The sequence below is a fragment of the Gilvimarinus sp. 1_MG-2023 genome (genome assembly GCF_030548285.1).
On sequence record NZ_JAUOSC010000005.1, the window covers coordinates 35,434 to 60,896 of the forward strand.

Genomic DNA, 25,463 nt, shown 5'->3' on the forward strand with positions numbered 1-25,463 from the left:
ATTTGATGACTTTACTGATTCGTTGGTTAATCCGCTCGATAACGGGCCTAACGCTTATCGCTGTTTGTTTACCTGTATTCGCCGGCCAATCGCTTGTGTTGATGGATAAGGCCGCGCTGGATAAGGTCAAAGCTCGTGTCAATGCCGGCCAGTTAAACGACTCGCAAACTGCCGTGTACGATTATTTGTTGGCGCGGGCCGATCATATTCTGCAGCAACCAAACCCCACCGTGGTAAACAAAACTTTGCTGCCACCCACCCAAAGTAAGCACGACTACTTAAGTATTTCTCGTTACTGGTGGCCGGACCCGGCCAAAGAAGACGGCTTGCCCTGGATTCGCAAGGACGGTATCACCAACCCCGACACGCAAACCGATGCCGTTGACCGGCCTCGTATCGGCCGTATGGCAACGGGGGTAAAAACACTGGCGCTGGGTTATTACCTGAGTGGCAAGGCTGAGTACGCTGATAAAGCGGCGGGTATGTTGCGCACTTGGTTTTTAGACGAAGCCACCAAAATGAATCCGCACCTAAAATTCGCGCAAAGCGTGCCGGGCAACCCTAATAGTCGCCGCTCAGGGATTTTGGATGGTCGACTTATACCTGAACAGGTGTTGGATTCTATTACGTTACTTTCAGATTCCGAGTATTGGAGCGAAAAAGACGATGCGGCCATGAATCAGTGGCTAAGAGAGTACCTGGATTGGCTGACGCAAAGTAAAGTGGGTAAGCAAGGTGCCCAGCAAACCAACAATCACGGTTCCTGGTATCGCTTTCAGGTTGCAGCTTTGGCGTATTATTTAGACGATAAAGCGCTACTGAGCGAGGCGGTAGAGGCGACTAAAGCCAGTTTAGCGAGCCAGCTGGATAAGAGCGGCGGGCAAAGTCATGAGCTAAGTCGTACGCGCAGCTTCTTTTACAGCTGTTTTAACCTAAAAGCGCTGACCTCCGTGGCCGTGGTGGCAGAGAGGGCGGGTACGCCATTTTGGGATTACACCACCTCAAACAACCGCAGCCTAGAGTTGGCACTGGATTATCTAATGCCCGCGCTGATCGACCCCGAGGCCTGGCCACACCCGACGGCCGGCATTAAACAGTCAGACATATTGGCCGCGCTCATTGAAGCGAAGCACAAATACCCCGACACTCAATATGCCACTACCTTTGATCAGGTATTACAATCGCTGACTATATCCGCTGAACACAGCAATATCCTGCAGCTGATCCTATCGCGCCACCCGGAATATTTACTGTTGGAGTGAGAAACGAGCAGTGCCCAAAGGCCACCAGGTGACTAGTGGCCTTTGTTGTTTAGCTCCGCTTGCTGGGCTCGAACTAGGTCGAATCACCGATTCGACCAGTGATTAACAGTTAGAGAGTAATCATTTGGTCGCGCAACGAAAAAGGGGTTACCCATTGCTGAGTAGCCCCTTAATCTTAATATGGCTCCGCTTGCTGGGCTCGAACTAGGTGGATTCAATTGAATCCACCAATGATTAACGGCGCGGAGCGCAATCATTGGGCATAAAAAAACCGCCCAAGGTGGACGGTTTTTTTAGTGTTTGGCTCCGCTTGCTGGGCTCGAACCAGCGACCCAATGATTAACAGTCATTTGCTCTACCAACTGAGCTAAAGCGGATTGGGTGACTTCCTCTGTGGAAGTGGTGCGCATATTATAGTTCGATCCTAAGTTGGTCAACCCCCAAGGGCGAAAAAACCTAAGTTTTTTAACGCTTTGTCCGAAATCCCCACAAATTGTATTAAGTGTAATCAATTCAAAGAGATAGCATAGTGGGTATGGGGTATTAGCAGACGAGTGCGGCGCCAATGTATACTGCAAGAATGGCAACTTTATTAACCCAAAACTGCGCTCATAGGCCCAATCCGCTGCTGGAAATGCTGCGACAGTTATTGTTTGAGAGTGGGCAGCAGTACACCGAGCACGCGTTGTTAAAAATTGCCGTGGCTCGTGGTCTGGTGCCTGAAAACTATGGCACCTGCCCCAAACAGCTGTTTCAAGCACATTTTGCCCTGTTTAATGGCTTGTACCGATTGCAGGAGGAGTTGGCCCGGCAGCGGTTGTTTCTAGACATCGGCTTGATGCAGGTGGATGTTCGCCCCTGGCAGGGGCCATCGGATTCAACCCAGCTTGATGGCGGGCGTGAAGGCAAGCTGCGCGATTACTACTTTGACTGGCGCCATTTCGATGAGGCGACCGTAGCCAGTGTTAACGAGTTACTGGATGATTTTTGGCAAAATCTGGGGCGTCAGCCAGTGGCGACGGCCGAACGCAGCCGGGCGCTGCGGATTATGGGGCTGGCTGAGCCGGTGAGCTGGAGTGCTATCAAGCAGCGCTATCGCCGCCTGGCGATGCAACATCACCCTGATCGCGGTGGCGATGCCGATCAGCTGCAGGAGGTTCATTGGGCCATGTCGGTGTTGGAGAGAGTGCACTCGTGCTGATTTACCAATCATTGGATGAGTTTGGTCAGCGCTGTGAGGTGCGCCGGGCGGGGCAGAGTTTGCGCTTGTACACCGATGGTACCTTTCACAGTCAGTTTAACCCGGCCAGGTTGATCGAAAATAACCTTTGGGATTTGCTCTGGCTGCCGGCCTTGTTACCAGCAGTTCCCCCGCGCCGGGTATTGGTGTTAGGGGTGGGCGGCGGTGCGGTAATGCGCAAATTACAAAAGATATTGCCCAAGGCGCTGCTGGTCGGGGTGGACATCAGTGCCGAGCACTTGCGTATCGCACGCAAAGTGTTTGGTGTTAAGGGGCGCAATGTGTTGTTACTTGAAGCGGATGCCTTGGCCTTTGTAAGGCACTACCGTGGCCCCGCGTTTGATTTGATCATTGATGATTTGTTTGCCACCAACGGTGGCGAGCCACAGAGGGTGGTGGCCATGGATTCTTCCTGGTTGGGCGCGCTCAGCCCCCTTTTGAGTGCGCGCGGCCAGCTTACGGTTAACTTTGCCGCTTGTGCACAGTACCGCCAGGCGTTGCCAGTGGTGACCGGGCAGGGCAGCTTTAGCGCCCTTAATGCCTGGCAGCATAGGCGCTTTGAGAACACTATTGGCAGTTTTACGCGGCAGCTTCGCCCCGCCAGTACGCGCTTGCTACTCGACTCTTTGACCGAGCGCTTAAAGGCGCTGGCTGCCGGGCCTGTGCCCTGCGAAATAACGCTTAGCGCTGGCTCAGTTTAAGTACTTTAAATTGCTTGTTGTTGGCCAGTGTTTCTATCTTGCTAAACAGCGTCTTTGCTTTGCTTTCCAGGGGAATAAACGCATTGACCACAAAGTACGCGGCACCGCCGGGTGCCAGTTTATTTTGTGCACTCGCCAAAAAGCGATCGGTTAAATCGCCGCTTAACTGAAAGCCCTGATGAAAGGGCGGGTTGCAAACAATCATGTCGAAGCGCTGTTCGATACCCGCGCCTACATCGGCGGCGATTACCTGGCTCTGGGCCAGGTGTTGGCTGTTGCGCTCGGCCGAGCACAAGGCGGCGGCGTTGTTGTCGGTCAGTACAATGCGCTCGGGTGCCTTGGCCAGCACTTTGTTCACAGTCTCCAGCGCTAAGTAACCATAACCACAGCCCAAATCTAGCAAGCTGTTTGCGGCGGGTGCCGGGTTCTGTTGGGCTAGGGTTTGAATTAAAAATTCACTGCCGGCATCGACCTTTTGCCAGCCAAACTGGCCGGGCTTGGTAAAAAAACCGGCCAGCTTAGGATGAGCGTGCAATTGTGTGTAGTCGTCTTTTGCGGGCAGGCTGTGGCTCTGTTTGCTTAGTGTGGCTGCGTAGGCCAATCCCAGTTTACGGGTAGCCTTGCTTGTGCCCAGTGTTTTTGCCGCCTGTTCTAAAAAATTTTTAGCGCCTTCGTTTTTGAGTCCGGCTATTAGCAGTTGGCCGCCGATTGTTAACTTGCTGGCGGCTTGCTGTATGCAGTGCTGCACTACGGGTTTTTCTTTGGATAATCGATAGATTATTGTATCCAGTGTTTGGTCGGCGATGTGGCTAAGATCAAAGTCGTTAAAACGACAGTCGAGTTTTTGCTCGGTAAATTGTGCGGCAATATCAAAGCGGTTGGTTAGGTATTGGTGGTTTTCGGCGGTCGGAAGTCGAGCTGCTTCTTGGTAAAAGTGTTCGTCACACAACCACAGTGTCTGGCCATGGCTCGGGGTTTGCGTTAATAACCAATCGAGTGCTGGATCGTTTTTCATAGGCGGCACGTGTTTAATGTTTGCGACTTAAATACTGTTTATTTCACGCTCGGTTAACGCGCGATATTGACCCTCTGCCAAGTCGGTGTCGAGGGTAATATCTCCGATGCTTTGCCTGTGCAGTGCGACTACATGGTTGCCGACAGCGGCAAACATGCGTTTGACCTGATGGTACTTGCCCTCGCTAATAGTGAGCAAGGCGAGTGATGACTCTAGTCGTGTAATGTCGGCCGCACGGCAAACTTTACTCTCACCTTTTAGTTGTACCCCCGCTGCAAGTTCTGCCATTTGTGCGTCGCTGATTGGCTCGCTGGTGGTGACTCGGTAGGTTTTGTTTTTACCTACCTTGGGTGAGGTGGCGCGGTGGTTCCACTGACCGTCATCGGTAATTAATACCAGTCCGGTGGTGTCGACGTCCAGCCGTCCGGCAATTTGCAGCCCGTCTTGTTTTTCGTCGCTTAATAAGTCCAGTGCTGTGGGGTAGCTGCTGTCTTGATTAGCGCACACCACGCCTTGTGGCTTGTGCAGTATAAAGTAGCGCGGGCCGCTCAGCTGTAAGTGCTGACCGTCTAAGGTGATATGTTGCTGCTCGTTGACAAGAGTGCCGCCGTTTTTTACCGGCTGATTGTCAATGCAGATAATACCCTGGTGCAGGGCGCGTTTAACTTCTTTGCGTGACAGCCCAGAGCTGTGGGCGATAAATTTATCCAGACGCATGATCGGGTAACCATTGTGGGGGTAGGGCGTTGCACCAGCCAAAACGCCTCAACAGTTCGGCAAAACAGTCAGTGAGCGGGGCGTCGACACACACGGTGTGCCCGCCATTGGGGTGCGCAAACTGTAATTGGGTGGCAGCTAATAAAAGGCGCGGGGCCTGTAAGTGCTCGGCAAAGTAGCGATTGTGTATGCCTTTACCGTGTTTGGCGTCGCCGATGATTGGGTGGCTAATGTGTTTTAAGTGGCGGCGAATTTGATGCTTGCGCCCGGTTTTTGGTTGGCACTGCACCAGTGAGTAGCGACTGGTGGGGTAGCGCTCCACAGCGGCACCCAATTCAAAGCAGGCCAAGCGCTTTACTTCGGTTTGAGCCGCTTGAACCGGGCAGCTGGACTTGTCGGCGTCGCCGTAGCGATCGGGTTCGTAGCGCAAGGGATGGTCGATTAAAACCTGCTCGGGGGCATAGCCACGTACCACGGCAACATAACATTTTTGCGCCCGATGCCAGTGCTGGCTGACTTGCCGTGCGGTATCCGAGTCGAGGGCAAACAGCAAAACCCCGGAAGTAGGTTTATCCAGCCTGTGCACTGGGTAAACCCGCTGGCCGATTTGATCGCGCAATTGTTGAATGGCAAAACGGGTTTCGTGTTTATCGATCGGGCTGCGGTGTACTAATAAACCGCTGGGCTTGTTAATGGCCACCAGAGTATCGTCGCGATAAAGAATGGGTAAAGGTGCGAGTTCTGTAGAGGGGGCAGGTGCAACTGATGCCATTAAAAGCGGCCAAATTCGGGCAGATTGTCGGGGCGGTTGTCACTGTGGCAGGTAAAACCCAAAGCCTCGTGTTCGCGGATGAGTTTTTGCGCTTTATTCTCGCAAAATCCTGTTTGGTTGTTGGCCCGCCAAAGTACCAGACCCGGTTCATCGTTTTTTTGGTAGCGCACTTCGCAGGGCACTGTTTGTTCGGGTACCAAATAGGCGACTTCGATAAGCCGAGTGGTCTCTCCCAGCTGGCAGGTGTAGTCGTAATTCGGTTGCGCTGTACTCACGCCGGGCAGTATTAAAAGAGCCCATAGCCAAAAGCGGGCTAAAGAAAGGTGGCAGGCGGGGGGCATAGGGTCTTCCTTTTAGGGAGTTGCAGAGGCCGAATCCGCGGCCTCTGCCCAATTTTTACTGACCGGAGATCGCTTTTTCGCCCGAGTCTACGGTTTGGTAAATAAGAGTGTTGATGGTCATGGGGCCAACACCGCCGGGCACAGGGGTGTAGGCCGCTACGCGATCGGTCAGTGGGGCCAGTTCAATATCGCCCACGCCGCCGGGGTGGTAGCCGGCATCGACGACGACCGCGCCATCTTTAATCCATTCGGCTTTAATAAACTCGGGCCGGCCAACTGCGCCCACAACAATATCGGCCTGCTTGATATGGTCGGCAAGATTTTGCGTGCGCGAGTGGCAGATGGTGACAGTCGCGTTGGCGCCGAGCATCATCATGGCCATAGGCTTACCCAAGATGGGGCTGCGACCGACCACCACGGCGTGTTTACCATTCAAATCGATTTCGTAGGCTTCCAGCAGGCGCATAATACCTTTTGGGGTAGCGCAGCCGTAGGCTTCTTCGCCCATACTCATGCGGCCAAAGCCTAAGCAGGTGACACCGTCGACGTCTTTTTCCAGAGCAATGGCATCAAAGCAGGCGCGCTCGTCAATTTGTTCGGGCACCGGGTGCTGCAGCAAAATGCCGTGGACATTGGAGTTGTTGTTGAGCTCATCAATTTTCGCCAGTAACTGCTCGGTGGTGGTGTCGCTCGACATTTCTACCTTGACCGACTCCATGCCAACGCGTGCACAGGCGTTGCCCTTCATTTTGACATAGGTGGCCGAGGCCGGATCGTCACCCACTAAAATGGTGGCAAGAATCGGGGTTTGACCGTTACTGCCAGCTTTAAGCGCCTCAACACGGGCTGAGAGTTCCTGTTCGGTTTTGGCGGCCAGAGCCTTACCATCAAGTACAAGTGCGGACATGTAGGGTAGTTACCTTTAAATGAGTGCAAATTTTAGTGGGCGCTATTTTCCCACAGCCACCGGTCAGTCGCCAAGTGATAAAGTCATAGGCTTTGCTTAATGCGTCTTGCGTTGAATGAAAATCACAAAAGTCGACGAGGTCAGCGGCAATCATAGCCTAATAAACACAAGTAATTGGTATGGTGATGTATAAGATGTTTGCTGGAGAGATATAGGGTGTATAAAAATGGGGTGGCTGACGGGGATCGAACCCGCGACCACTGGAATCACAATCAAACCGTTTATTCTTAATAATCAATGATTTAGCTTATTTTTTCCAAACTTAAATACAATTTTACTTCCGTTCTAGCCCAGTATTGACGCGGGGGCACAATACCATGTTCGGAAAGAAAATAGCGCATTTATCGTGTTGGTGTGATCATGTCCGGACGGCGATTGTACACTGCCTGCATCTTTTTTGATCGATGGCCACTGGCCTTATCTTTATGGTCTGAAACGCCCTTTGCTTTTAAGTCATGAAATGTAAATCTTTCAGTTAAACCGGAATCGAGAGCTCTTCTCATAATTCGGCCCCAGGCAGTTTTAAAGCTACTAGCGGGTATGGGTGCGCCTTTTTTGCCGTGAAATAGGGGGCGATCGATACTGACCGGCGCGTCAGGGTAGACGGAGCGGGCCTCTTTAACAGCACTTACAAGTCGGTCAGACCAGCCGGTAATCTCACTGATACTGCCTTTGGTGCGTCTCAAGTAGATGCCTTCAGCCGTAATGTCAGCCTCTGTAAGAGCTCTTAGCTCAATAGTTCGAGCACGGCACAGGTATGCAAAGTCCATCATTGGGGCCACATAGGGATAGGCGCTTTCGCGGGCAACACGCTGTACTAGTTCAAACTCCCAGTCTTCAACGTAGCGATCGCGCGCCACCTCTTTGAAGGGCTTTACTCCGAACGCTGGGTTTTGCTCCAGCCAGCCACGTTCTGCTCCCCAAGAAAGCAGGGCGCTCAGGTAGCTTTTGTGTCGGTTGGCTGTGACAACCTTGCCTTGGTTGCCGAGGGCATCCATAAAATCCCGCACGTTTACTTTTGTTATGTCGCGTGGGCTCATGTGCCCAAATACACGTCTAATCCGCTTACAGTAATGGTTGTAGTCGGTCTGCGTATTGGCACTAAGTCGGATGAACTGAGCGCTAGAGTGAAATTCAGAAATTAGCTTATTTACATCATTAACGGCGACCGGTGCGTCTTTGGCCTTGGCGTAATCTGCCCACACCTGGGCTTTTACTTGCTCAGACTCAATACCATCTTTGGGGCGAAAGCCAAGCTTGATGGTTTCGCCAGAGCTTGGGCGGTACTCATAGCGTGATTTGCCACGGTAAACACGCGGGGGTAGCCACTGGTCGGCTTTATTCTTACGGCGTCCTACCACGTTAAATAGCCTCTAGCCTTGGTCCTGTGTGTTGTTGGGGTGGCTCTGAGGCCAGCTGCCGATTATAGGCTTCCCATGACAATGATGGGCGCCCGTCAGCTCGGCGTGTGAAGCGTAGGCCATTGTGTCGCAACACTTCGCATTGCTTGGTTGGGGTTTTGGCGCCTGTAAGCTCTTGCATTTCTGATTCACTGATTAAGTGGCTCATAGGGTACCTCTAAGATTAAACCGCTTGTGCTATTTCGTTCATGAATTTAGGATCCCATGCATCAAAACCGAAGGCCTTGGCTCGTTTAATACACGATGCCAGGTGTTCAGGGCGGACATTTGCCAAGCGGGCCACACGCTCGAGTGGCAAGCCGTGCTCGAGCAATTCGAGTGCCTGGGCAATATCGGCTTTGCTGAGTGTTCGGATGGGGTGGACTGAAATCATAGACATGGCTTATCCCTGATTTTCTACCAGCTGAGGTTTGCCGGGGACGGGAAGCTCTTCACGGGCGCTGGGGTCAATAAATCCGGTACCTTTGGTCGCTTTGACCGTTTTGATGAAGTCTGTTTCCACTTTGGCGCTGTTGATCATTGCTTGGGATACTTCGGTAATTGCCTTAGCCCGAGCAATTTCCAATTTCAGGTTTTCGCCTTTTAGAGTTTCATCACCCAGGCGCTCAAGCTCGGCAAACAGGTGATCTCGCATATCTTCAATTTTATTTTTCATTGGGCTGTCTCTTTGGTTAAACGGTTTACTTTTCGCACCAGGGCACTGCGCAGCTGAATCACCTGGTTCACCTCTGGGGAATAGCGGTTGTGCCGAGTGTTTCGGCGCATATTTTCTGAGCGGGTAATGGCCTCGAGGTTGTCGGGGGCAAAGTTGCGGTTGTTGCCGTCTTTGAATATGACAATATGCCCCTCAGGAAGAGGGCCGTTATTTAATTCCCAGACGACCTTGTGCTTCGATTTCCAGTCCGTAGGCGGATAACCAGTGTCGGTAATTTTTACCTGGACTAGGCCGTCTTTAGTGATCCGCTCCGATCCAATCGGCATGTAATTGATTGGCTTCTGGCCCGGCTTAAATCTGGTTTCAACGCTGCGACCTCCAGGGCTAAAGTTTTTCCCTTTATTCCAGGCACTTTGGCCGGGCTTAAACTGCGTTTCTTTGCCGATGGTTGAATCACTTCTCAAGCGACAGCAGGCATCCGAAGCCAAAAATTCCGGCGTTTTTTTAATACCCATCAGCTTTGCTTGGGATGAAACAGACCGATAGCTTCTACCCAGCTTGTCAGCAATACTCTGGGTTGTATTGTTGGGGAAGTTATTGCGCAAGTACTCGCGTTCGGCATCGGTCCAGTAGCGTCTGCTCACAGCGCCGCCTCCTTCGCTTCCTGGTAAGCGGTGTCTTGGGCTGCGAAATTTGCACTTTCTTTCATCACATCAGTCATGCAGTCGTTCACATCGTCTTCAATAATGTTGACGATATGCTGGGTGATTTCGGTGCGTAGTGTCATGACGCCGTGCAGGGGTGAGCCGTAGAACGCTTGGGCTAATGCTTCTTGGCCTCCTTTGCCTTGAATACACTGCAGGGCATCAATCAGTACATCGATTTGTTCATCGGGAAGAGCGTGGGTAAGATAAGCTTGAGCCACTGCTTCTTTGATCATCGGGGTACAGGTGCCCAGCTGAAACTCTCCATCTTTAATGTTGAGCAGTTCAGTGGTGAAGTTTTTATCCAGCTCACAGGCAATTATTCGTCCTAATTCCATTTCGATTACCTCGGGTTATATCCGGCTTTGGCCAGCGAGGCACCAACGGCCATTTGCGCATCGCGCATGGCATAGGCCTCGGGCTCGCTGCTGGCGTTGTGGCTAAACTCCATGAAGCCGGCGCGCTTGCAGAATAGCGCAAGCGCTTGGGCTTGTTCGTGGGTCAGCTCAACGCTGAGGGTGATGGTTTGGGTGCTCATCATTTTCACCGGTTACTGAATAATGTCACCGGTTTCGGTGTTAATGATGTGGGGCACACCATCGTGCTCTTCGATTGAAACAGGCATGTCGCGAATTTCGAGAAGGCGATATTTATAAGCAAAGCGAGCTTTTGCCATGTACTCTTCGCCTAGCTTCTCGACATCGGCGGAGGCCTTGGCAAGTTGCTGTTCGTCTTTTGCCTTATCGATATCAGCACTAATACGATTAAACAGCTCTGCCTCTGATGGCCCGGCAGCTTCGGGTTCTGCAGTTTTTTGCTTGCTGGATTTCACCTTGTTTTTTAGCGAGCTGGTGCGGCTAACTGGTTTTACTTTTTCAGCTCCGGCGGCTTCTTGCTTAGGAGTGATATCGCGCTCTTTGGGCTTATCTTGCTCTTCTTCGACGATAGCCATACCTTTCAGCACATCAGGAAAAACGTCACGTACAGCAAAGCCACGGGCTCGCATTTGTTTCATGCGTTTTTTGTATTGAGTCCACGGGCCCTGTTTATTGAGAAGTCCCGCGGCTTTAGCATCTTCATCACTGAAAGTGCGCACTTGCTCTTCTTCACCTACGCGCTTTACTCGGCAAATCGCGACTCCATCTTCTTCGGTTTCGTAGATGTATTCACAAAGCGGAGAGCTGCGAACCAGGGCAATGACTGCGTCACCCCAGAGGGATGGCCGACCATTGATGACTGCAATGTTCTGCATTGCTTGCATAGGCTTAATGCCGAGCTCCGCGCCCCACTGAATAGCGACAAGAATGTTGCCTGGGTTGCGCTGAAAGTCTTTTGGCACGATGCTGCTACCGGCTAAGAGGTCGGCAAATTTCATGGCCTCCTCTAATGATCGAGGGGTGAGCTCAAAAGTGCTGTTGCTGGTGGTTAAGTCACCACCTGCGGAAGTGCCCGGTGTCAGCTCTTCAATTCTTTTTTCTACTGGTTGCATGTTTTGCTCCTGAAAGAGTTAGGAATTACTTACTAATAGGGAGTTTTTTGGTATAGCGAAAACCTACGTATTCGGTAGGCTCAACGGTGAAGCCTGAGCGCTTAACCGTTTTGCGGGTATATCCGGAGCCATCCGAAAATGCGCCGCCGGCGTTATCACCGATGATGTGCAACAAGTGATGTTTGGCACCGTCCACTACGCCTTGGTAGTACTTAACCTGCTGTTTGGCTTCTTCGAGCGTGGCATGCCAAGCTTCGGCACTGCTATCCAGTTCAACAACATCGCCGCTGATCGTCTTGTAAGCGCGTTTTAGTAAGTCTCCAACGCGCTTATGCTCGAGGTCGATTTCAGGGGGATGGTCAGCGATTACATTTTCAAACCAAAAATCCCGACAGGTATCGATGATGATCTGGTCCATTTCAGGGTCGCGTTCGAAGTGGTAAATACGCAGTTCTTGGCCACCGATTAAAGCGGCTAAATCCCACTCCTGGTAATCCATGCAAAGCATGTAGTGGTGCGGCTGGGGGATATAGTATTCAGCCGCTTCGTCGGTACCGTCTTCACCCCAGAGTGGCGCCATACGCCAGCCCACATTCTTAATTTCGAGCCCTCGGCGCATACCTACTATGTCTCGATCAATGTTCGCTAGTAGGAAAGGATGCTCTTTGTGCACGGCTGGCATGTTCTTGTTACGTACCTTGAAGTCTTCGCCGGTGCGCTCTTTCATGCGGCGGCAATACTCTTTCGCGATAGGCTCTTCGTACTCATTACCCCAAAACACATTCTCACTGTCCAGGTCTCGAGGGAGTTCGCGACCAGTCTTTTCAAGCCACACGTCATAGGCCTGCCGATAGGGATCAAGGCCCAATATCGCGGCTAGATCCGAACCACCAATGCCCAGGCGGCGGCGTAGGTGCCACTGGATATCTTCGCTTTGGTTGTCGTAATCGGTGTCTTCCAGAATGAACTGGACATAGGCCGCGTGGCGCTCTGCCTCGGGTAACTGCTGGATTTCGGCCAGCTGGGGTAGGGGTTGTGCTGCTGTGTTCATGTCTGCTCTCCGTTGGTACAGTTAAACTGTACATATAGTTAAGCCAATCTGAACTTTAAAGTCAAGCAATTCTGTACATCTTGTTTGTGATGGGGTTACGTTGCTTGATTCAGTAAGCTAGAAAAAGTAGAGGAAGTAGCCTGCAGCGATGTGCAGGCTGGGAGCTTGGGGTGGCTTACTGGTCAGTGTTTTCGGCAATAGTCTTGAGGTAGGCGAGGGCAGAGCCTAGCGCAGCGAGTACGGCAAACGAGACAATGCCGCCAAATAGTGCCGATAAGGCAAATGACTGCCTTGCATCTGCTACAGGGCCGCTTCCGCTTGTCCAGTAGTCATTGCAAACCATGACACCGCCGATCAGGCAAATGCTGGCTATGGTGTAAAGAACCTTACAGAGAAATGGTTCTTTACCTCGATTGCGGGCGGCTTTGGCTTTGGCTAATCGCTCTTTGTGTGCAGTTTTGATAGTGTTGGCTTCTTTGATCTTCATAGAGTGATCTACTTAAAACATTTTTCGGCGATGAAAACAAAGACATGCATTTTGTAGCTTGCATATATTGATACTGTGGCAATTACAGCGCCCAAAAAAAATGGGCGGCGTGAAAAGAAGGATGCGATCATATCTCTGAATCGTTTTGAATAAACAGTTAAATAGATGTTCTCAATATTGCTAACCGCGTCGACTATGATGCCGTTTATCATTAATTCTGTTTGGCATCGTAAATCAGTAAGTTTTAGGTCGTTTTCTGCGAGCAACATCTCATCATACATATCGAGTACATCCGCCCTCATAAGTAAAAAGTATTTGTCTGGGATTAATTTAACCCCTTTTATCTTAGACATATGAGTGTTTAGCGTTTCTGCTAGAGACGTATGTATCACTAATTTATTTTCGAGTAGTATTGAGTGCTCGGCATATTTATCCTCTAAATCTTCCTGGCTATACCGTTCTCTTATCTTATTGGGGTTAAAGCTTTCCGATTCTAAAAGGTCCCGGTGTTCAGTTCTGAATTCATATAGGTGCGTTATTAGTCTGTCACAAATGCCTCTAGCTTCGCTTCTTCTCGCAATTCTGTTACTGTTCCAAACAAGAAACATCCAGCCGATTATTATTAGTGCCCAAGTAACATAGGAACTTTTGTCCATAACATCTAGGTCCCTTCCTTCTGCGCAGATTCAATTCTGCTCCATGCTAAAAGTACAATAGATGGTAGGATTTCATGTGTAATTGTGAGCTTTTCCTTAAGTCTACTTTCATTAAACCCGTTTTCTCTTATCAGACCGCCAAATGCTTCATCAATAAATGAACGGCCATATCTGTTATAGCCAGTTAAGTCGACGGTAACGTGATCGTAAATATTCAAATTTGGCACAAGCAACTGTTCACGGAAATTTTTACCACAGTACTCTGAGTGATTTGGATATCTTCCAAAAGGTCTTTTGTGCCAGTCGTTAACAACCCGAATTGTGTGGCTGTTCATCTTCTATTCCACCTTTACGTTCCACTGGACAAGTGTTCCAGGGATTGAGGTTCCATAATCTTTAATCGAGTGTTCTTGTTCATCTTGGCTTTGTTTGTGATGCCAATGATAGCGCCCACTGCCGCTATACACCCATAATTCTCCAGTGGGGTTTTGTTTCACGAGCTCGTGCATACTAATACTTCCCTGCCCATGTTTTTCTTCGTTTCTGCGGTTTTTCCCCGCAACCATCGCTATGCCAATTGTATTTCCATCGCTTGATAGTAACGACTTCAGTCTATCTGAGGGTAGTTTTTTCCTAAGTTTAGACACTGCCCAGTGTTCGTCGCCAATAGTCCGAGGTATTCCGACGCCAAAATCGTAAATAGCCAAAAATAGTTGCTGATCGAATACACTACAGATCGCCCACCATCTCCTGCCTTCAATGCTGAGATCAGCTAATAGCTCCTCAGGATACGCATGGTCCTTAACGTTTACAAAAACCTCTGAAAGTGCGTCACCAAGGGCACTTTCAACCTCAGGGGACAAATCACCGTATACCTTCTGCTGGATATGATCGATTATTTGGTCGTGCGGAGGAACCTCGGTTGTATTCCCAGACATGATTGGCAACTGCTGAGAATTAACGTCTCTATTGATGGGCGCTCGACCTAGCAAGAGGTCTATTATACCACTTGCCTCTACTACGGTTTTTACCCGGCCTCTAAGGGATCTTATTGAAATCCTGATTAACTTACGATCAGTTCGGTCAAGAATAGTTTCAAGATGGGCGTACAAGACAATAAGTGCTTGAACATGAACATGTATACAACGACCAAATTCGAGCCTTATATTTTCCTTAAGGCTCCATTTCCCTATATCTTCCACTAATCTGAGCACTGCTGAATGATCCTTGGTTCCGTCTAGCTGCAGATAACGAGGGACACTAATGACGACGCCTTCTTGTACCTTACGCGGTACATAGTATCTGTCGGGGTTATAATTCTTCCCCTTCCTTGCAAAGTTCCTGGCCTGGCGAGCAAGTTGGAACGATGGTTGTCTTTTATGAAATACCTTTTTCAAGGGCTCTAAGACTCCATTATAGAGCTATTCTGGTAAGTAAGACCCAATCACAACCCCGCAAATATGCAGATTCTCAGTGATATCAATGGGAGGGTAATCGGTATTAATGGCCTTCAGGTACATCCGGCCGGCATCTTCAAAGTAGGTTTTGAAGGTGTATTTTCCATTGGGGGCACGGGCAACAACACGGGCCCCGTTGGTGACCTCTTTGTTGGGGTCCACGTAGATTACCGTGCCATGAGGGTAGGAGCGGGCACCCGGCACTTTCGCGGTCATAGAATCGCCTTCAACACGCAGCGCAAAGGTTTGCTCGCTGGCATTGTTAGGCAGGGGGAGCCATTCTTCTGCATCCCCAGGGGCGAACTGATCGGGGCTCTCGCACCAAGCCCCTGCTGAAATCCAAGAGATAAGCGGTATCCTTCTCGCGATATCGATTTTTTCGGCATTGTGTATAGCGGAACTGTCGCTTAAATCGTTGTTTGGTGCAAGTGTTTTATCTCCTGTACCGCTCATTAAGTATTCAACAGACGTGTTTAGCTTTCGAGCTAAAGCCTCGAGCCGTTTGTATCGCGGTTGCGCACTCTCGTTTTCCCATCCGCTGACTGCGGATTTCGCGATTCCAAGATACTCAGCGATTTGGTCCTGAGTGAGCTTCGCTTGTTCGCGCTTTTCTTTAATTCGACTTCCGATAGTACTCATATTTGATAGGCCTGGTAGGAGCAGACTTATAGTGATCACTTAGTACAGTAAAGCTTAACACTTGACGGTAAAGCAAAACTGAACAACAATGTACAAAAATACTGTACTTTCGAGGTTCGGAAATGCTCAGAGATACCATCAAACGGGCTGGCGGCCCGACCTATGTCGCTAATTTACTTGGTTTAACCCGAGGCGCTATTCACTACTTCATCAGCCGAGGAAAGGTTCCGGCGGAGCACTGCCCAATAATCGAGAAAGATTCAGGTGGTGCTGTTCGTTGTGAAGAACTGAATCCCGATGTTGATTGGTCATATCTGCGTACCCCTTCAAGCCAAGAAACGAAAGCTGCCAGTTAACCCTATAAGGGTTTTCACTGGCTCGCATGAAAGTCTGATCACATGCCGGAGTGTTACAGCATGAATAAATCGCAAAATCGGCTGGCGATTCTTCGTCGGTATATGGATGCCTGGGCAGAGTTGCCGCGGCACAACCGCAGTTTAGTTGCGGAAATCATTTATGAAAAATTCCAAGAGCTGGGACTAGGAGAGCATATCGCCGGTACCGGTGTGGAGTTTTCCAGTAGCGACGATTACCACAAGGATATGCGCGTTCGCGGGCAGAAACTTTGGCGTTGGATCGGTGCTTACGAAGAGGCCAAGCCGCAACCAGACAAGCTTTGGTACCTGGAGCAAGTGATTGTTGCCGCGATGCCTGAACCACTGCGTGTGGCTTACACCAGCGAGGTCTATTTGGCTGCTCAGCTGAGCATCGGTATCGACCACAGCACTGATTCAACGTGTCCTGCCAAGATCGCCCGCACCCTAATCAAAGAGAACTCAGAAGCTCAAGCCGCGGTTGTCGAGCTGTCCCGCGATAGCTCTCAAGGGGATATCGATACGGCTCTGAAAGAGCTACGGGAAAGCAGTGCAGCGACCCGGGCGGCAATCAATGCACTGGAGCAAATGCGCGAGGGTAAGTGATGGCTAGGTACCGAAAGGTAGACCCGCGAATTTGGAACGATGCCAAGTTTCGTGAAATCAGTGACGATGCAAAACTCGTTTTTTTTATGCTTTTGACTCATCCAAACATGACCGCTTTGGGGGCAATGCGGTCGACTGTTTCTGGTTTAGCGGAAGAGCTTGGATGGGAAACGGAAGCCTTTCGGAAAGCCTTTCAGGAAGTCTTGTCGAAGGGTATGGCAGAGCATGACCAAAAGGCTTGTTTGATCGCTTTGCCAAAATTCATTCGGTACAACCCGCCGGAATCCCCAAATGTGGTGAAAGCATGGGAGCAAGCTCTTGATTTACTTCCCGAGTGTGAGCTTAAAACCCGCGTCATTGCTGGTGCGAGAGACTTTATCGAAGGCAAGTCCAAAGGCTTTAAGGAAGCCTTACCGGAAGCCTTCGCGAAGAGTATGCCTAAGAGTATGCCTTATCAGGAACAGGAGCAGGAACAGGATAGAAATAGAAATATAAATATATCTACGCGAGGAATTTCTGAATTCGATGTGTCGCGTTTTGACCCCAAAAATCACGGCTCAGGAGAATTCACCGATTACGATTTGGACGCCCCCCTGAACCAAATCACTCAGGAGTTTTTGTTGTACCACCGAGAGGTTGGAACCGTTGCGAACTTCGACCACTGGACACGCTTGTACCGCGGTTGGGTGCAGCGCCGTGCCTTGCCACCGAAAGTCACGGAGCAGGCCCATGATTGAATTCCACATACCCGGCAAACCCCAGGGCAAGGGCAGGGCGCGTTCGTTCCTGATGCGCAATGGCAAGATTGGCCACCACACGCCTGAAAAAACCCGCAGCTACGAGGGCATGATTCGCACCCTCGGGATGCAAGCGGTCGGCGACACCCAGCCCACTGAACAACCTATCGCGTTAACCCTGACGATCGTGATGCCGATTCCTGCCAGCTGGCCCGCCTGGAAGCGAGAACTTGCCGAGTCTGGCCGATTGCTGCCCACCACCAAGCCGGATAGCGACAACGTTGAGAAGGCGGTCAAGGACGCGCTGAACGGCGTGTGCTGGCGCGATGACGCCCAGGTGGTATCTGCCGATAAAAATAAATTTTTTGAGTCACCAGACCTGCCCGTGGGTGTTCACGTTGAAGTTCGTACTCTGGGTGAATACCCCGCACAACTCAAACGCAAACCGGAGGCCCCGCATTGGCCAGCCAGTACGAAATTATTGATCTGATCGGCCGCGAGAATTTTTTAAAACTGGCTCGTAAAAAATCAGGCCAGAGGATTTATATCCACGCTCGATTGACCGAGCAAAGCGAGCTTGTGCAGCTGCTTGGGTGGGAAATGGCAAAAGTTATCAGTGCTGAGCTTGGGGGCGAAGTGGTACACATATCGCGCGATGAAGTTATTCGACAGCGGAACTGGCTGATCACGGCACTGCGAGTAGGCGGCTACTCGATTGGCGAGCTTAGCCAGCGTTTTGGGTTACGTGAGCGCACTGTGCGAATGATCACCCAGAACGTGTCGGACGACGAACGCGAATTTCTATCGCAGCTGTTCGAGAAAGCGCAAAAGTCTCGAAACGGGGATGCGGTCGTTAAAAACCAGATCGATATTTTTGAGAAGGAAAAATTGTGAGCGACAACAAGCCCGAAAGACGCGGTTTTCATATCGAGCGATCACTGAGTTACAGCGACTTGCTGCACATGGTCGCGACGGTGGTGGCGATTTTCTCGGTGCTGATCGTGACTGATCGGCGCATCGAGGCCAACGCCTCAGAGATTCGGAAATTGGCTGCCGTACAAGCTGAGAACGATCGCCGCCAAGACGAATTGCGGAACCTGTTTGTTCAGCAGCTCAGCGAAATCAAAGCCGATGTGAAATGGCTTGTTCGTCGCGAGGATATTCGCCATGGAAATTAAATACCTGGTTGTGCATTGCGCGGATACACCCGATACCGTCGATCATTACAACGCTGCTGACGTACACGCCTGGCACAAGGCCCGTGGCTGGGATGGCATCGGCTATCACGCTGTGATTACTCGCGATGGCACCGTGGAAGCGGGGCGTCCGGAGTATTGGCAAGGTGCCCACGTTGCCGGCCACAACAGCGAGAGTCTTGGCGTGTGCCTGATCGGACGCAAGCTGTTCACGCTGGAGCAGTATCGCAAGCTCAAAGGCATTTTGGTTTATTGGCTGGAGCGCCACCCCAATGCTCTGGTAATCGGTCATCGTGATTTAGACCCGAACAAAGCCTGCCCTAATTTCGATGTTCGCCAATGGTGGGCAGAGAATGACCCCCGTCCTCAACTGGAGAAAACCCCATGAAGAAAAATTTATTACCCCTAGTCATGCTGCTTGGCCTTGCGATCGTTGCTGGTACCGCTCAAGCCGTCACTGGCGTCGATCCTGAGCTTGGCCTGCTGGAGCGCTTTCTGCTGTTCGTAGAAGTGTACTGGGAGCCCATTGCCAGCGTAGTCGGAACCTTTGCGGTAATTGCCGCTGCAACACCGACTAAGCGCGATGACAGTATCGTCGGCTTTGTGTCGAAGTTTATTGATTTTCTTGGTGCCAATATCGGCGCAGCCAAAAATCAAAATACTCGACAGTGATTAAGTTCTTCACCGCGCTGTTTTCGCTATTGGTTCAGCTTCTCGACTTGTGGAAGCGCTACAACCAACAGCGAAAGCGGCAACAGCATCAGGAAAACGCTGATGAGATTCGCAAAGACCCTGTTGATTTCGCTAATCGCAAGTTTGGTGCTCGGGTGTCAAAGCCTGCCGAAGACATGCACAGCGGCGATACCGACAGGAATTAGTTTTGAGGAGCGGGAAGGGGGTGTTTGGACTTCTCGCGATGACTTCATTGATTTATTGCTCTATATCGAACAGCTAGAGCATTGCACCGAGTAAGACCAGGCGCCCGGGTGGCGGTGGCGCCGTGACAGGATTCACCAGCAATAAGTAACACCATCAACTGCGCCGGGGATACCCACAAAGTATCGCCCATCTCGATTGGGCCACCTGTATCGGTGAGCAGCTGACAGCGGGGAAAGACCCGCTACGAATTTTGGAGGTAAGTATGCACACCGCTTGGCTTGTGGTTGTAAACGGAAAAACGCTTTGCACGATGGCGGGTAAGCCTAAAACCTACGAACAGGCGCTTGTGTATGCTCGCTTTCACTGGCCACAGGCTGACGTAGAGCCTCGTTAAGCCGCTTTTCAAAGTCCACCCTAGGAGTCCATACCGTGGCAAGCCCTAAACGCACCCCAAGCCAGATAGCGCGCGATAGAGCCGATATCGCGGATATGTATCTGCGTGGCTGGCAGCAAGTGCGTATTGCAGAGCACCTGACCCAGAAGAGCGAAGACGGTATTCAGTACAGCTTGGATATGGTGCGCCGCGATTTACGTGAAGTGCGCGCTCAGTGGCGTAAGTCTGCGTTAATTGATTTTGATGCGGCCAAGCAAGAACAGCTGGCAAAGCTCGATATGATGGAATGCCAAGTGTGGGATCAGTGGTTACGCTCTTGCGAGGACTACAAAAAGCACACCACAGGCAAGGGCGCTCAGGGCCCAATCGATAAGACTGAAACCGGCGGGCAAACCGGTGACCCGCGGTACATGAATGTACTGTTATCGATCATTGAACGCCGTTGCAAGTTGCTTGGCCTTGACGCCCCGACCAAAGTGGCGCCCACCGATCCTGATGGTAAGGAGCCGTATAACCCACCCAGTAGCGAAGAGGCGACTAAGCGTATTGCCGAGCTAATGGCTAAGTTGAACTATGCAGGCGGCAACTAGAGAGCAAATTGAGCTGCTGACATTACTGGAAGAGCAGCACCGGCAACGCGCCCGCGATGACTTGAATCACTATTGCCGGTATATCGAGATTCCCGGTGTGCCACTGTTGGCCGATAGCTGCAAACTCGGTGACAAGTGCGATGATCCCAAGTGTAAAAATCACGAAATCACGATGGCGTTCTATCCGGATAACGTCGAGCCGGCTGAACACCATGAACTACTTAATAGCGCGCTGCAGAAAGTCGAAGCAGGCGAAATTAAACGGCTGATGGTGTTCATGCCACCGGGATCTGCCAAAAGCACCTATGCCAGCGTGGTGTTCCCCAGCTATTACATGGGGAAGAACCCTTTGCACAATATCATTTGTGCAAGTTATGCCAGCGGCCTTGCCAAAAAGTTTGGCCGAAAGGTGCGCAGCATCTGCAAATCGTCACAGTTCAAAGAGTTGTGGAATTCGGCTCTTAACCAGGACAACCAAGCCGCCAACGATTGGAGTCTGAATAACGGATCCACCTACATGAGCGGGGGGATTCTCTCGGGTATCACTGGTAACCGTGCTGACGGCTTGATTATCGATGACCCCGTAAAAGGCCGTGAGGACGCTGACAGCCCCGTCATTCGAGAAAAAACATGGGATGCTTACCTGAATGATTTGGATACGCGCCTGAAACCTGAAGGCTGGCAGGTGATCATTCAAACGCGCTGGCACGAAGACGATTTGAGCGGCCGAATCCTTCCCGAAAACTACGATGGTGAAAGTGGGTGGGTGAAATCTCGGCAGGGTGAGGACTGGTATGTCATCTGCTTACAGGCCGAATGTGAACGTGAAGACGATCCGTTAGGCCGCAAGATCGGTGAATGGCTGTGGCCTAAGTGGTTCACCCCTAAATACTGGCGCGCGAAAAAGCAAAAGCAAGGTGAACGTAATTGGTCAGCATTGTTTCAGCAGCGGCCCAAACCCTCCGAGGGCTCATTGGTTAAGCGCGCATGGCCGCGCCGGTACCGAACCCCGCCCGTGGCATTTTCTCGCATTGTGTTATCGCTTGATACCGCTTACAAACCTGAACAGATAAACGACCCGAGTGTGATCGGTGCCTGGGGGCAATTGTTCCGAGGTGATATGGCTGGCCATTACTTGCTTGATGTGTGGCGTGACCGGGTGGAGTACCCCGATTTAAAGCGCGCATTAATTGGAATGTATGAGAAGTGGAATCCAAGCGCGGTACTGATCGAAGACAAGGCCAGCGGTCAGTCATTGATTCAAGAGTGCAGGGCAAAAACACAGATGCCGGTTATCGCAATCGATACCGAGGGGCAGAACAAGGTAGTCCGGCTGGTTGATGTCAGTCCGATAATCGAGTCAGGCCAGCTGTGGTTGCCAGAGAAGTCACCTTGGATCATGGATTATGAAAGCGAGCTGTTCGGCTTTCCGCTGGCCACGCACGATGACCAGGTTGATATGACCAGCCAGTACCTAAAGTGGGCCCGCCGGAATGGTGGCCAGATTGTGCACGAAAGTACTGGGGTACAACGGGCCGCACTCAGCGAAGGCGATCAACACGATTACGACGATGACGGTTACAGCGTATCCGGTGGCAATGACTTTGGAGGCTTTTTGTAATGGCGAGTAGCAAACCGACAATGGGCGAGATTGCCCAGGACGATCACGGCATATTCATGGCTCAGGCACACGTTGCGACATTGCTGGATAATCCGGACGATACCGTTTTACGCGCTCGAGGCCGTGATCTTCGCATCTACGATGAACTGCTGCGTGACGACCAGGTGACCAGTACCTTTGGCCAGCGTGTCGACTCAGTTGTCAGTAAGGAAACTGAGGTGATACCCGGCGGTAAACGTGCGATCGATAAGGCCGCGGCTGATTTTATCCGAGAACAGATTGACGGCCTTGGCCGTTGGGACGATATCTACCGCAAAATGAGCTATGCCCTGTTTTATGGCTGGGGCACCGGCGAATGTGTCTGGCGCATTGGCTCGCGCTATATCGAGCTCGCTGATGTCAGGGTGCGCGATCGCTCGCGCTTTCGGTTTAACGCCGATAACGAGCTTGTATTGATCAGTACTAAGCACCCACAAGGCGAAGTGATGCCAGACCGTAAGTTTTGGCAGTTCAATAGCGGTGCCAGCCACGACGATAACCCCTATGGCTTAGGTCTTGCCCACGCCATTTACTGGCCCGTATTTTTCAAGCGCAACGGCATCAAGTTTTGGCTGATGTTTTTGGAGAAGTTCGGGATGCCCACTGCAGGCGTTAAGTTGCCGGCCGGTAAAATTGATGACCCTGCCGAGCGCCGCAAAGCCTTGGCTGTAATCAAGTCGATTCAGGCCGATAGCGGTGTTGTGATCCCTGATGACTTTGTTGTGGAGCTGATCGAAGCATCCCGCTCTGGCACCGCCGATTACGATAAGCTCTGTGAGCGCATGGACAAGGCTATCAGCAAGGTGATGGTGGGGCAGACCATGACTACCGACGATGGCAGCAGCCGTTCACAGGCAGAAGTGCACAAAGATGTTAGCGAAGCCATACAGAAGGCCGATGCCGATTTGATCTGTGGCAGCTTTAACAACACTGTCGTCAAGTGGCTGATTGATTGGAACTTCCCTGGTGCGGCTTACCCGAGGGTGTGGCGCAAAGTCGAGCCCGAAGAAGACCTGGTACAGCGTGTCGAGCGTGACAATAAAATCGCTACCCTCGGCTATGAACCAACAGAGCAATACATTAAAGATACTTACGGTGATGGCTGGGTGAAGAAAGAAGTTGCGCCGTTGCCCCCGCGCGGTGATGGCCGTGGCCCGATGGGGCCTGAGTTTTCCGAGCTGAACGCACTGGCCCAGAAGCGTATCGATAATAGGGCCGATCAGGCGGAGTTGACAGCTGCTGCCGAGGCGTTCGCCACGCAATACAACGAAATGTATGGCAAGCGCGTAGAGCAGCTGTTAGCGGTTTTGGGGGAGACTGACGACTTTACCGAATTTCAAAAGCGCATCACCGAAATGATGGCCGAAGCGCCGGCACCTGGCACTGTTGAGAAAGTCCGTAACGCTACCTTTGGCGCTCGCTTGATGGGATTGCTACGGGGCCAGCGTTGATCACTAAGATTCTTAGTTTTGCCGAGATCCTTGGCCGGTTTGATTTAAAGCCCGCAAAGGCCATCGAATATTTTCAGCAGAAAGGCTTGCGGGAAACGTTCGACTGGCGCGATATGCTCGGTGAAGAGCACAACGGTGCTTTTACCGTGGCCAAGATGATGGACATGGATTTGCTGAGCACTGTGCAGGAGCGATTGCAGCGCGCACTTGATGACGGGTCCACATTTGAAACCTTTGCCCGTGAGCTCATACCACAGCTGCAAAAGTCTGGTTGGTGGGGAAAAAAAGATGTGGTGGATCCGCTTACAGGCCAAGTGATAGAGGCCCAACTAGGAAGCGCCAGCCGCTTAGAGCAGATATTCCGCAGCAACCTGCAGAGCGCATACAGTGTTGGCCGCTGGGACATGATTCAGCGCAATGCTAAGTACGCTCCCTACCTGATGTATGACGCGGTGGATGATCATCGCACACGGGACGAACACAGCAAGTGGGACGAAACCGTTTTGCCTGTCAGTAATGCGTTCTGGTTCGAGTTCTTCCCGCCCAATGGGTACAACTGTCGCTGTGGCACCATCCAAATGTCACAGGCTGATTTAAACGATTACGGTCTCAAGCTATCCCCACCGCCGAAGGTTGCCCGCCGTAAGTGGGAAAACCCGCGCACTGGTAAAACCGAGGTTATTCCGGAAGACATTACACCAGGTTGGAACAAAAACCCGGGCAAGGCCCGTTTATCTTCGCTGGTTGACACCAAAGAGCAGAAGCGCAAAAAGCTACCGCCAGAACAAGCCCAGGCAGTCACCAAAACCCCTGAACCTGAATTGCCTGATATCGGACCGGAATTGAATTATTCCCATGATGAAATGAAACAGCGGGGTGGTGATCAGCTTACTTCGTTATTTGATGAGCGCATGAGCGATGCTCTATACGAAGGCCAGAGCCGCCTGGAGGTTCTGAATCATCTGGTCGATGGTAATTTGGATGATCCAAGGTTGGTTGATTGGGCGGAGGATTTTCAGCAGTCGCTACTGGTGAGGCTGGAGCAGGTGCGACCAATCAGTACTCCGGCCGCTATCGAAGGACGGGGAAAAGGTGTGACTGCGGTTAAGGAAGCCTCTAAGCGCTACCCGGATGATTGGACCAAGGCGACCGATGAAGTTGGCCCGCTCTATGTGAAATATTCAACCTCCCGCGGCTTCGAGGTGAGTATTGATCAGGATTTCACGGGGAAAATCCCAATATTAGGCCGGCCATCTGCCAAGAAGCGTGAGTTCTGGCCCAAAGGCACTGGATTTATTCTCACGGATGAAAGCAGCACGGCTGCCCATGAATATGCGCACCGCATTCAGTTTGCCTTGAAAGGTCTTGATGATTATTTCAACGAAGAGCACCGGCGGCGCACTGCTGGCGATCCGTTGAAGCGGATGCGTGATTTGACTGGTATGAATTATGACCGCCGGGAAGTGACTCGAGAGGATGGTTACTATCACCCATACATGGGCAAAGAATATACAATCGATAAAGAGCGGCCTGCCATGGAGGTTATGACCATGGCATTTGAACCCTTGCTTGGCACTATGAGCCAAAAAAATGCTCTTAACTTGTCTAAACTATTGTCAGTGGATCCTGATATGGCTCAGCTGGCAATCGGGCTTTTATTTTACTATCGCGTGTCGGAGCGTTAATGATTTACAAAGGTATTCTGCAGCCACGAGAGGCGGTAAAGCCGCTTAGCATCGCATGGAACAGTGAAACAGGTGAATTCACTGGTGTTGATGCACAGAGGGCTCAAGCATTTGTCGATACGGTCGTTGAAGACGGCTATGTTGAGGTGTTGCCTTGCTTGAATCACCACTTCAATGGCGAGATGCTTACCGCTGAAGAAGTGGGCACAATTTTGAATGTTATGTGGTTTGCTGGCGAAGTGTTTCCTCTGCTGCAACCTGATAATGATATCCCTGAAGGCGTTGTATCGTAGCGTGTGATTTCAACATCATGACGT

General features: G+C 51.2%; 37 protein-coding genes and 1 tRNA gene. 18 read left to right on the forward strand and 20 right to left on the reverse strand.

Annotated features, from left to right (window positions below; genetic code table 11):
- The first annotated feature begins 5 nt into the window (after positions 1 to 5).
- Positions 6 to 1,262 carry an alginate lyase family protein gene (locus Q4563_RS07900; RefSeq protein ID WP_303604171.1) on the forward strand — a complete coding sequence of 419 codons (1,257 nt, stop codon included), beginning with the start codon at positions 6 to 8 and terminating at the stop codon, positions 1,260 to 1,262.
- 301 nt (positions 1,263 to 1,563) lie between these two features.
- On the opposite strand, the gene Q4563_RS07905 is transcribed toward Q4563_RS07900, so the two are convergent.
- A tRNA-Asn gene (locus Q4563_RS07905) sits at positions 1,564 to 1,639 on the reverse strand.
- Positions 1,640 to 1,842: 203 nt separating this feature from the next.
- On the opposite strand from Q4563_RS07905, the gene Q4563_RS07910 reads away from it, so the two are divergent.
- Positions 1,843 to 2,463 carry a DNA-J related domain-containing protein gene (locus Q4563_RS07910; RefSeq protein WP_303604172.1) on the forward strand — a complete coding sequence of 207 codons (621 nt, stop codon included), beginning with the start codon at positions 1,843 to 1,845 and terminating at the stop codon, positions 2,461 to 2,463.
- Entirely contained in the window at positions 2,457 to 3,203 is a 747-nt protein-coding gene (locus Q4563_RS07915; RefSeq protein WP_303604173.1) for a class I SAM-dependent methyltransferase, read from the forward strand. The genes Q4563_RS07910 and Q4563_RS07915 overlap by 7 nt, the downstream gene beginning before the upstream one ends.
- Here the strand turns inward: Q4563_RS07915 and Q4563_RS07920 are convergent.
- The 19 genes from Q4563_RS07920 to Q4563_RS08005 form a co-directional block, all read right to left on the reverse strand.
- Positions 3,184 to 4,218 (reverse strand): class I SAM-dependent methyltransferase, encoded by a 1,035-nt coding sequence (locus tag Q4563_RS07920; RefSeq protein WP_303604174.1) that lies wholly within the window; start codon positions 4,216 to 4,218, stop codon positions 3,184 to 3,186. The two genes, Q4563_RS07915 and Q4563_RS07920, sit on opposite strands and share 20 nt — an antisense overlap.
- Positions 4,219 to 4,245: 27 nt before the next feature.
- Positions 4,246 to 4,935, reverse strand: a complete 690-nt coding sequence (locus Q4563_RS07925; RefSeq protein WP_303604175.1) for a pseudouridine synthase — start codon at positions 4,933 to 4,935, stop codon at positions 4,246 to 4,248.
- On the reverse strand, positions 4,922 to 5,707 hold the full coding sequence (locus Q4563_RS07930; RefSeq protein WP_303604176.1) for a pseudouridine synthase: 786 nt from the start codon (positions 5,705 to 5,707) through the stop codon (positions 4,922 to 4,924). The genes Q4563_RS07925 and Q4563_RS07930 overlap by 14 nt, the downstream gene beginning before the upstream one ends.
- Positions 5,707 to 6,048 (reverse strand): hypothetical protein, encoded by a 342-nt coding sequence (locus Q4563_RS07935; RefSeq protein WP_303604177.1) that lies wholly within the window; start codon positions 6,046 to 6,048, stop codon positions 5,707 to 5,709. The genes Q4563_RS07930 and Q4563_RS07935 overlap by 1 nt, the downstream gene beginning before the upstream one ends.
- A 55-nt stretch (positions 6,049 to 6,103) precedes the next feature.
- Positions 6,104 to 6,955: a bifunctional methylenetetrahydrofolate dehydrogenase/methenyltetrahydrofolate cyclohydrolase FolD gene (gene folD, locus Q4563_RS07940; RefSeq protein WP_215975474.1), complete on the reverse strand. Its 852-nt coding sequence runs from the start codon at positions 6,953 to 6,955 to the stop codon at positions 6,104 to 6,106.
- A 401-nt stretch (positions 6,956 to 7,356) separates the two neighbouring features.
- Positions 7,357 to 8,376, reverse strand: a complete 1,020-nt coding sequence (locus Q4563_RS07945) for a site-specific integrase (RefSeq protein WP_303604178.1) — start codon at positions 8,374 to 8,376, stop codon at positions 7,357 to 7,359.
- Position 8,377: 1 nt separating this feature from the next.
- On the reverse strand, positions 8,378 to 8,584 hold the full coding sequence (locus tag Q4563_RS23620) for a DUF4224 domain-containing protein (RefSeq protein ID WP_442903748.1): 207 nt from the start codon (positions 8,582 to 8,584) through the stop codon (positions 8,378 to 8,380).
- Positions 8,585 to 8,599: 15 nt separating this feature from the next.
- Entirely contained in the window at positions 8,600 to 8,815 is a 216-nt protein-coding gene (locus Q4563_RS07950; RefSeq protein ID WP_303604179.1) for a hypothetical protein, read from the reverse strand.
- Between the two features lie 3 nt (positions 8,816 to 8,818).
- On the reverse strand, positions 8,819 to 9,091 hold the full coding sequence (locus Q4563_RS07955; RefSeq protein ID WP_303604180.1) for a hypothetical protein: 273 nt from the start codon (positions 9,089 to 9,091) through the stop codon (positions 8,819 to 8,821).
- Entirely contained in the window at positions 9,088 to 9,735 is a 648-nt protein-coding gene (locus Q4563_RS07960) for an HNH endonuclease signature motif containing protein (RefSeq protein ID WP_303604181.1), read from the reverse strand. Before Q4563_RS07960 ends, Q4563_RS07955 begins: the two co-directional genes overlap by 4 nt.
- Positions 9,732 to 10,133 carry a hypothetical protein gene (locus Q4563_RS07965; protein WP_303604182.1) on the reverse strand — a complete coding sequence of 134 codons (402 nt, stop codon included), beginning with the start codon at positions 10,131 to 10,133 and terminating at the stop codon, positions 9,732 to 9,734. Before Q4563_RS07965 ends, Q4563_RS07960 begins: the two co-directional genes overlap by 4 nt.
- Before the next feature lie 5 nt (positions 10,134 to 10,138).
- The gene (locus Q4563_RS07970; RefSeq protein ID WP_303604183.1) at positions 10,139 to 10,333 is read right to left on the reverse strand and encodes a DUF7706 family protein; all 195 of its coding nucleotides are present in this window, start codon (positions 10,331 to 10,333) and stop codon (positions 10,139 to 10,141) included.
- Between the two features lie 12 nt (positions 10,334 to 10,345).
- Positions 10,346 to 11,284, reverse strand: a complete 939-nt coding sequence (locus Q4563_RS07975; protein WP_303604184.1) for a hypothetical protein — start codon at positions 11,282 to 11,284, stop codon at positions 10,346 to 10,348.
- Between the two features lie 25 nt (positions 11,285 to 11,309).
- Positions 11,310 to 12,335 (reverse strand): YqaJ viral recombinase family nuclease, encoded by a 1,026-nt coding sequence (locus Q4563_RS07980; RefSeq protein ID WP_303604185.1) that lies wholly within the window; start codon positions 12,333 to 12,335, stop codon positions 11,310 to 11,312.
- A gap of 175 nt (positions 12,336 to 12,510) precedes the next feature.
- Complete coding sequence (locus Q4563_RS07985; RefSeq protein WP_303604186.1) at positions 12,511 to 12,822, reverse strand: hypothetical protein; 312 nt, start codon at positions 12,820 to 12,822, stop codon at positions 12,511 to 12,513.
- A gap of 8 nt (positions 12,823 to 12,830) precedes the next feature.
- On the reverse strand, positions 12,831 to 13,478 hold the full coding sequence (locus Q4563_RS07990) for a hypothetical protein (protein ID WP_303604187.1): 648 nt from the start codon (positions 13,476 to 13,478) through the stop codon (positions 12,831 to 12,833).
- Between the two features lie 5 nt (positions 13,479 to 13,483).
- Complete coding sequence (locus tag Q4563_RS07995; protein ID WP_303604188.1) at positions 13,484 to 13,813, reverse strand: STAS-like domain-containing protein; 330 nt, start codon at positions 13,811 to 13,813, stop codon at positions 13,484 to 13,486.
- A gap of 3 nt (positions 13,814 to 13,816) precedes the next feature.
- Positions 13,817 to 14,875: a hypothetical protein gene (locus Q4563_RS08000; protein ID WP_303604189.1), complete on the reverse strand. Its 1,059-nt coding sequence runs from the start codon at positions 14,873 to 14,875 to the stop codon at positions 13,817 to 13,819.
- Between the two features lie 24 nt (positions 14,876 to 14,899).
- Entirely contained in the window at positions 14,900 to 15,574 is a 675-nt protein-coding gene (locus tag Q4563_RS08005; protein WP_303604190.1) for a LexA family protein, read from the reverse strand.
- 122 nt (positions 15,575 to 15,696) lie between these two features.
- Between Q4563_RS08005 and Q4563_RS08010 the strand changes: the two genes are divergently transcribed.
- From Q4563_RS08010 to Q4563_RS08080, 15 genes are all read left to right on the forward strand, one after another.
- Entirely contained in the window at positions 15,697 to 15,930 is a 234-nt protein-coding gene (locus Q4563_RS08010; protein WP_303604191.1) for a helix-turn-helix domain-containing protein, read from the forward strand.
- A gap of 60 nt (positions 15,931 to 15,990) precedes the next feature.
- The gene (locus tag Q4563_RS08015; RefSeq protein ID WP_303604192.1) at positions 15,991 to 16,554 is read left to right on the forward strand and encodes a hypothetical protein; all 564 of its coding nucleotides are present in this window, start codon (positions 15,991 to 15,993) and stop codon (positions 16,552 to 16,554) included.
- Complete coding sequence (locus Q4563_RS08020) at positions 16,554 to 17,291, forward strand: hypothetical protein (RefSeq protein ID WP_303604193.1); 738 nt, start codon at positions 16,554 to 16,556, stop codon at positions 17,289 to 17,291. Before Q4563_RS08015 ends, Q4563_RS08020 begins: the two co-directional genes overlap by 1 nt.
- The gene (locus tag Q4563_RS08025) at positions 17,284 to 17,781 is read left to right on the forward strand and encodes a RusA family crossover junction endodeoxyribonuclease (protein WP_303604194.1); all 498 of its coding nucleotides are present in this window, start codon (positions 17,284 to 17,286) and stop codon (positions 17,779 to 17,781) included. Before Q4563_RS08020 ends, Q4563_RS08025 begins: the two co-directional genes overlap by 8 nt.
- Positions 17,751 to 18,185: a hypothetical protein gene (locus tag Q4563_RS08030; protein WP_303604195.1), complete on the forward strand. Its 435-nt coding sequence runs from the start codon at positions 17,751 to 17,753 to the stop codon at positions 18,183 to 18,185. The genes Q4563_RS08025 and Q4563_RS08030 overlap by 31 nt, the downstream gene beginning before the upstream one ends.
- The gene (locus tag Q4563_RS08035; RefSeq protein WP_303604196.1) at positions 18,182 to 18,469 is read left to right on the forward strand and encodes a hypothetical protein; all 288 of its coding nucleotides are present in this window, start codon (positions 18,182 to 18,184) and stop codon (positions 18,467 to 18,469) included. The genes Q4563_RS08030 and Q4563_RS08035 overlap by 4 nt, the downstream gene beginning before the upstream one ends.
- Entirely contained in the window at positions 18,459 to 18,875 is a 417-nt protein-coding gene (locus tag Q4563_RS08040) for an N-acetylmuramoyl-L-alanine amidase (protein ID WP_303604197.1), read from the forward strand. Before Q4563_RS08035 ends, Q4563_RS08040 begins: the two co-directional genes overlap by 11 nt.
- The gene (locus Q4563_RS08045) at positions 18,872 to 19,159 is read left to right on the forward strand and encodes a hypothetical protein (RefSeq protein ID WP_303604198.1); all 288 of its coding nucleotides are present in this window, start codon (positions 18,872 to 18,874) and stop codon (positions 19,157 to 19,159) included. The genes Q4563_RS08040 and Q4563_RS08045 overlap by 4 nt, the downstream gene beginning before the upstream one ends.
- Positions 19,156 to 19,365, forward strand: coding sequence for a hypothetical protein (locus Q4563_RS08050; RefSeq protein ID WP_303604199.1), 210 nt, complete (start codon positions 19,156 to 19,158; stop codon positions 19,363 to 19,365). Before Q4563_RS08045 ends, Q4563_RS08050 begins: the two co-directional genes overlap by 4 nt.
- A 263-nt stretch (positions 19,366 to 19,628) precedes the next feature.
- Positions 19,629 to 19,760, forward strand: a complete 132-nt coding sequence (locus tag Q4563_RS08055; RefSeq protein WP_303604200.1) for a hypothetical protein — start codon at positions 19,629 to 19,631, stop codon at positions 19,758 to 19,760.
- A 35-nt stretch (positions 19,761 to 19,795) separates the two neighbouring features.
- Positions 19,796 to 20,350: a hypothetical protein gene (locus Q4563_RS08060; protein ID WP_303604201.1), complete on the forward strand. Its 555-nt coding sequence runs from the start codon at positions 19,796 to 19,798 to the stop codon at positions 20,348 to 20,350.
- Entirely contained in the window at positions 20,334 to 21,971 is a 1,638-nt protein-coding gene (gene terL / locus Q4563_RS08065) for a phage terminase large subunit (protein ID WP_303604202.1), read from the forward strand. The genes Q4563_RS08060 and terL overlap by 17 nt, the downstream gene beginning before the upstream one ends.
- Entirely contained in the window at positions 21,971 to 23,461 is a 1,491-nt protein-coding gene (locus Q4563_RS08070; protein ID WP_303604203.1) for a DUF935 domain-containing protein, read from the forward strand. Before terL ends, Q4563_RS08070 begins: the two co-directional genes overlap by 1 nt.
- Positions 23,458 to 25,146 carry a phage head morphogenesis protein gene (locus Q4563_RS08075; protein ID WP_303604204.1) on the forward strand — a complete coding sequence of 563 codons (1,689 nt, stop codon included), beginning with the start codon at positions 23,458 to 23,460 and terminating at the stop codon, positions 25,144 to 25,146. The genes Q4563_RS08070 and Q4563_RS08075 overlap by 4 nt, the downstream gene beginning before the upstream one ends.
- On the forward strand, positions 25,146 to 25,439 hold the full coding sequence (locus tag Q4563_RS08080) for a hypothetical protein (RefSeq protein WP_303604205.1): 294 nt from the start codon (positions 25,146 to 25,148) through the stop codon (positions 25,437 to 25,439). Before Q4563_RS08075 ends, Q4563_RS08080 begins: the two co-directional genes overlap by 1 nt.
- Positions 25,440 to 25,463: the final 24 nt, after the last annotated feature.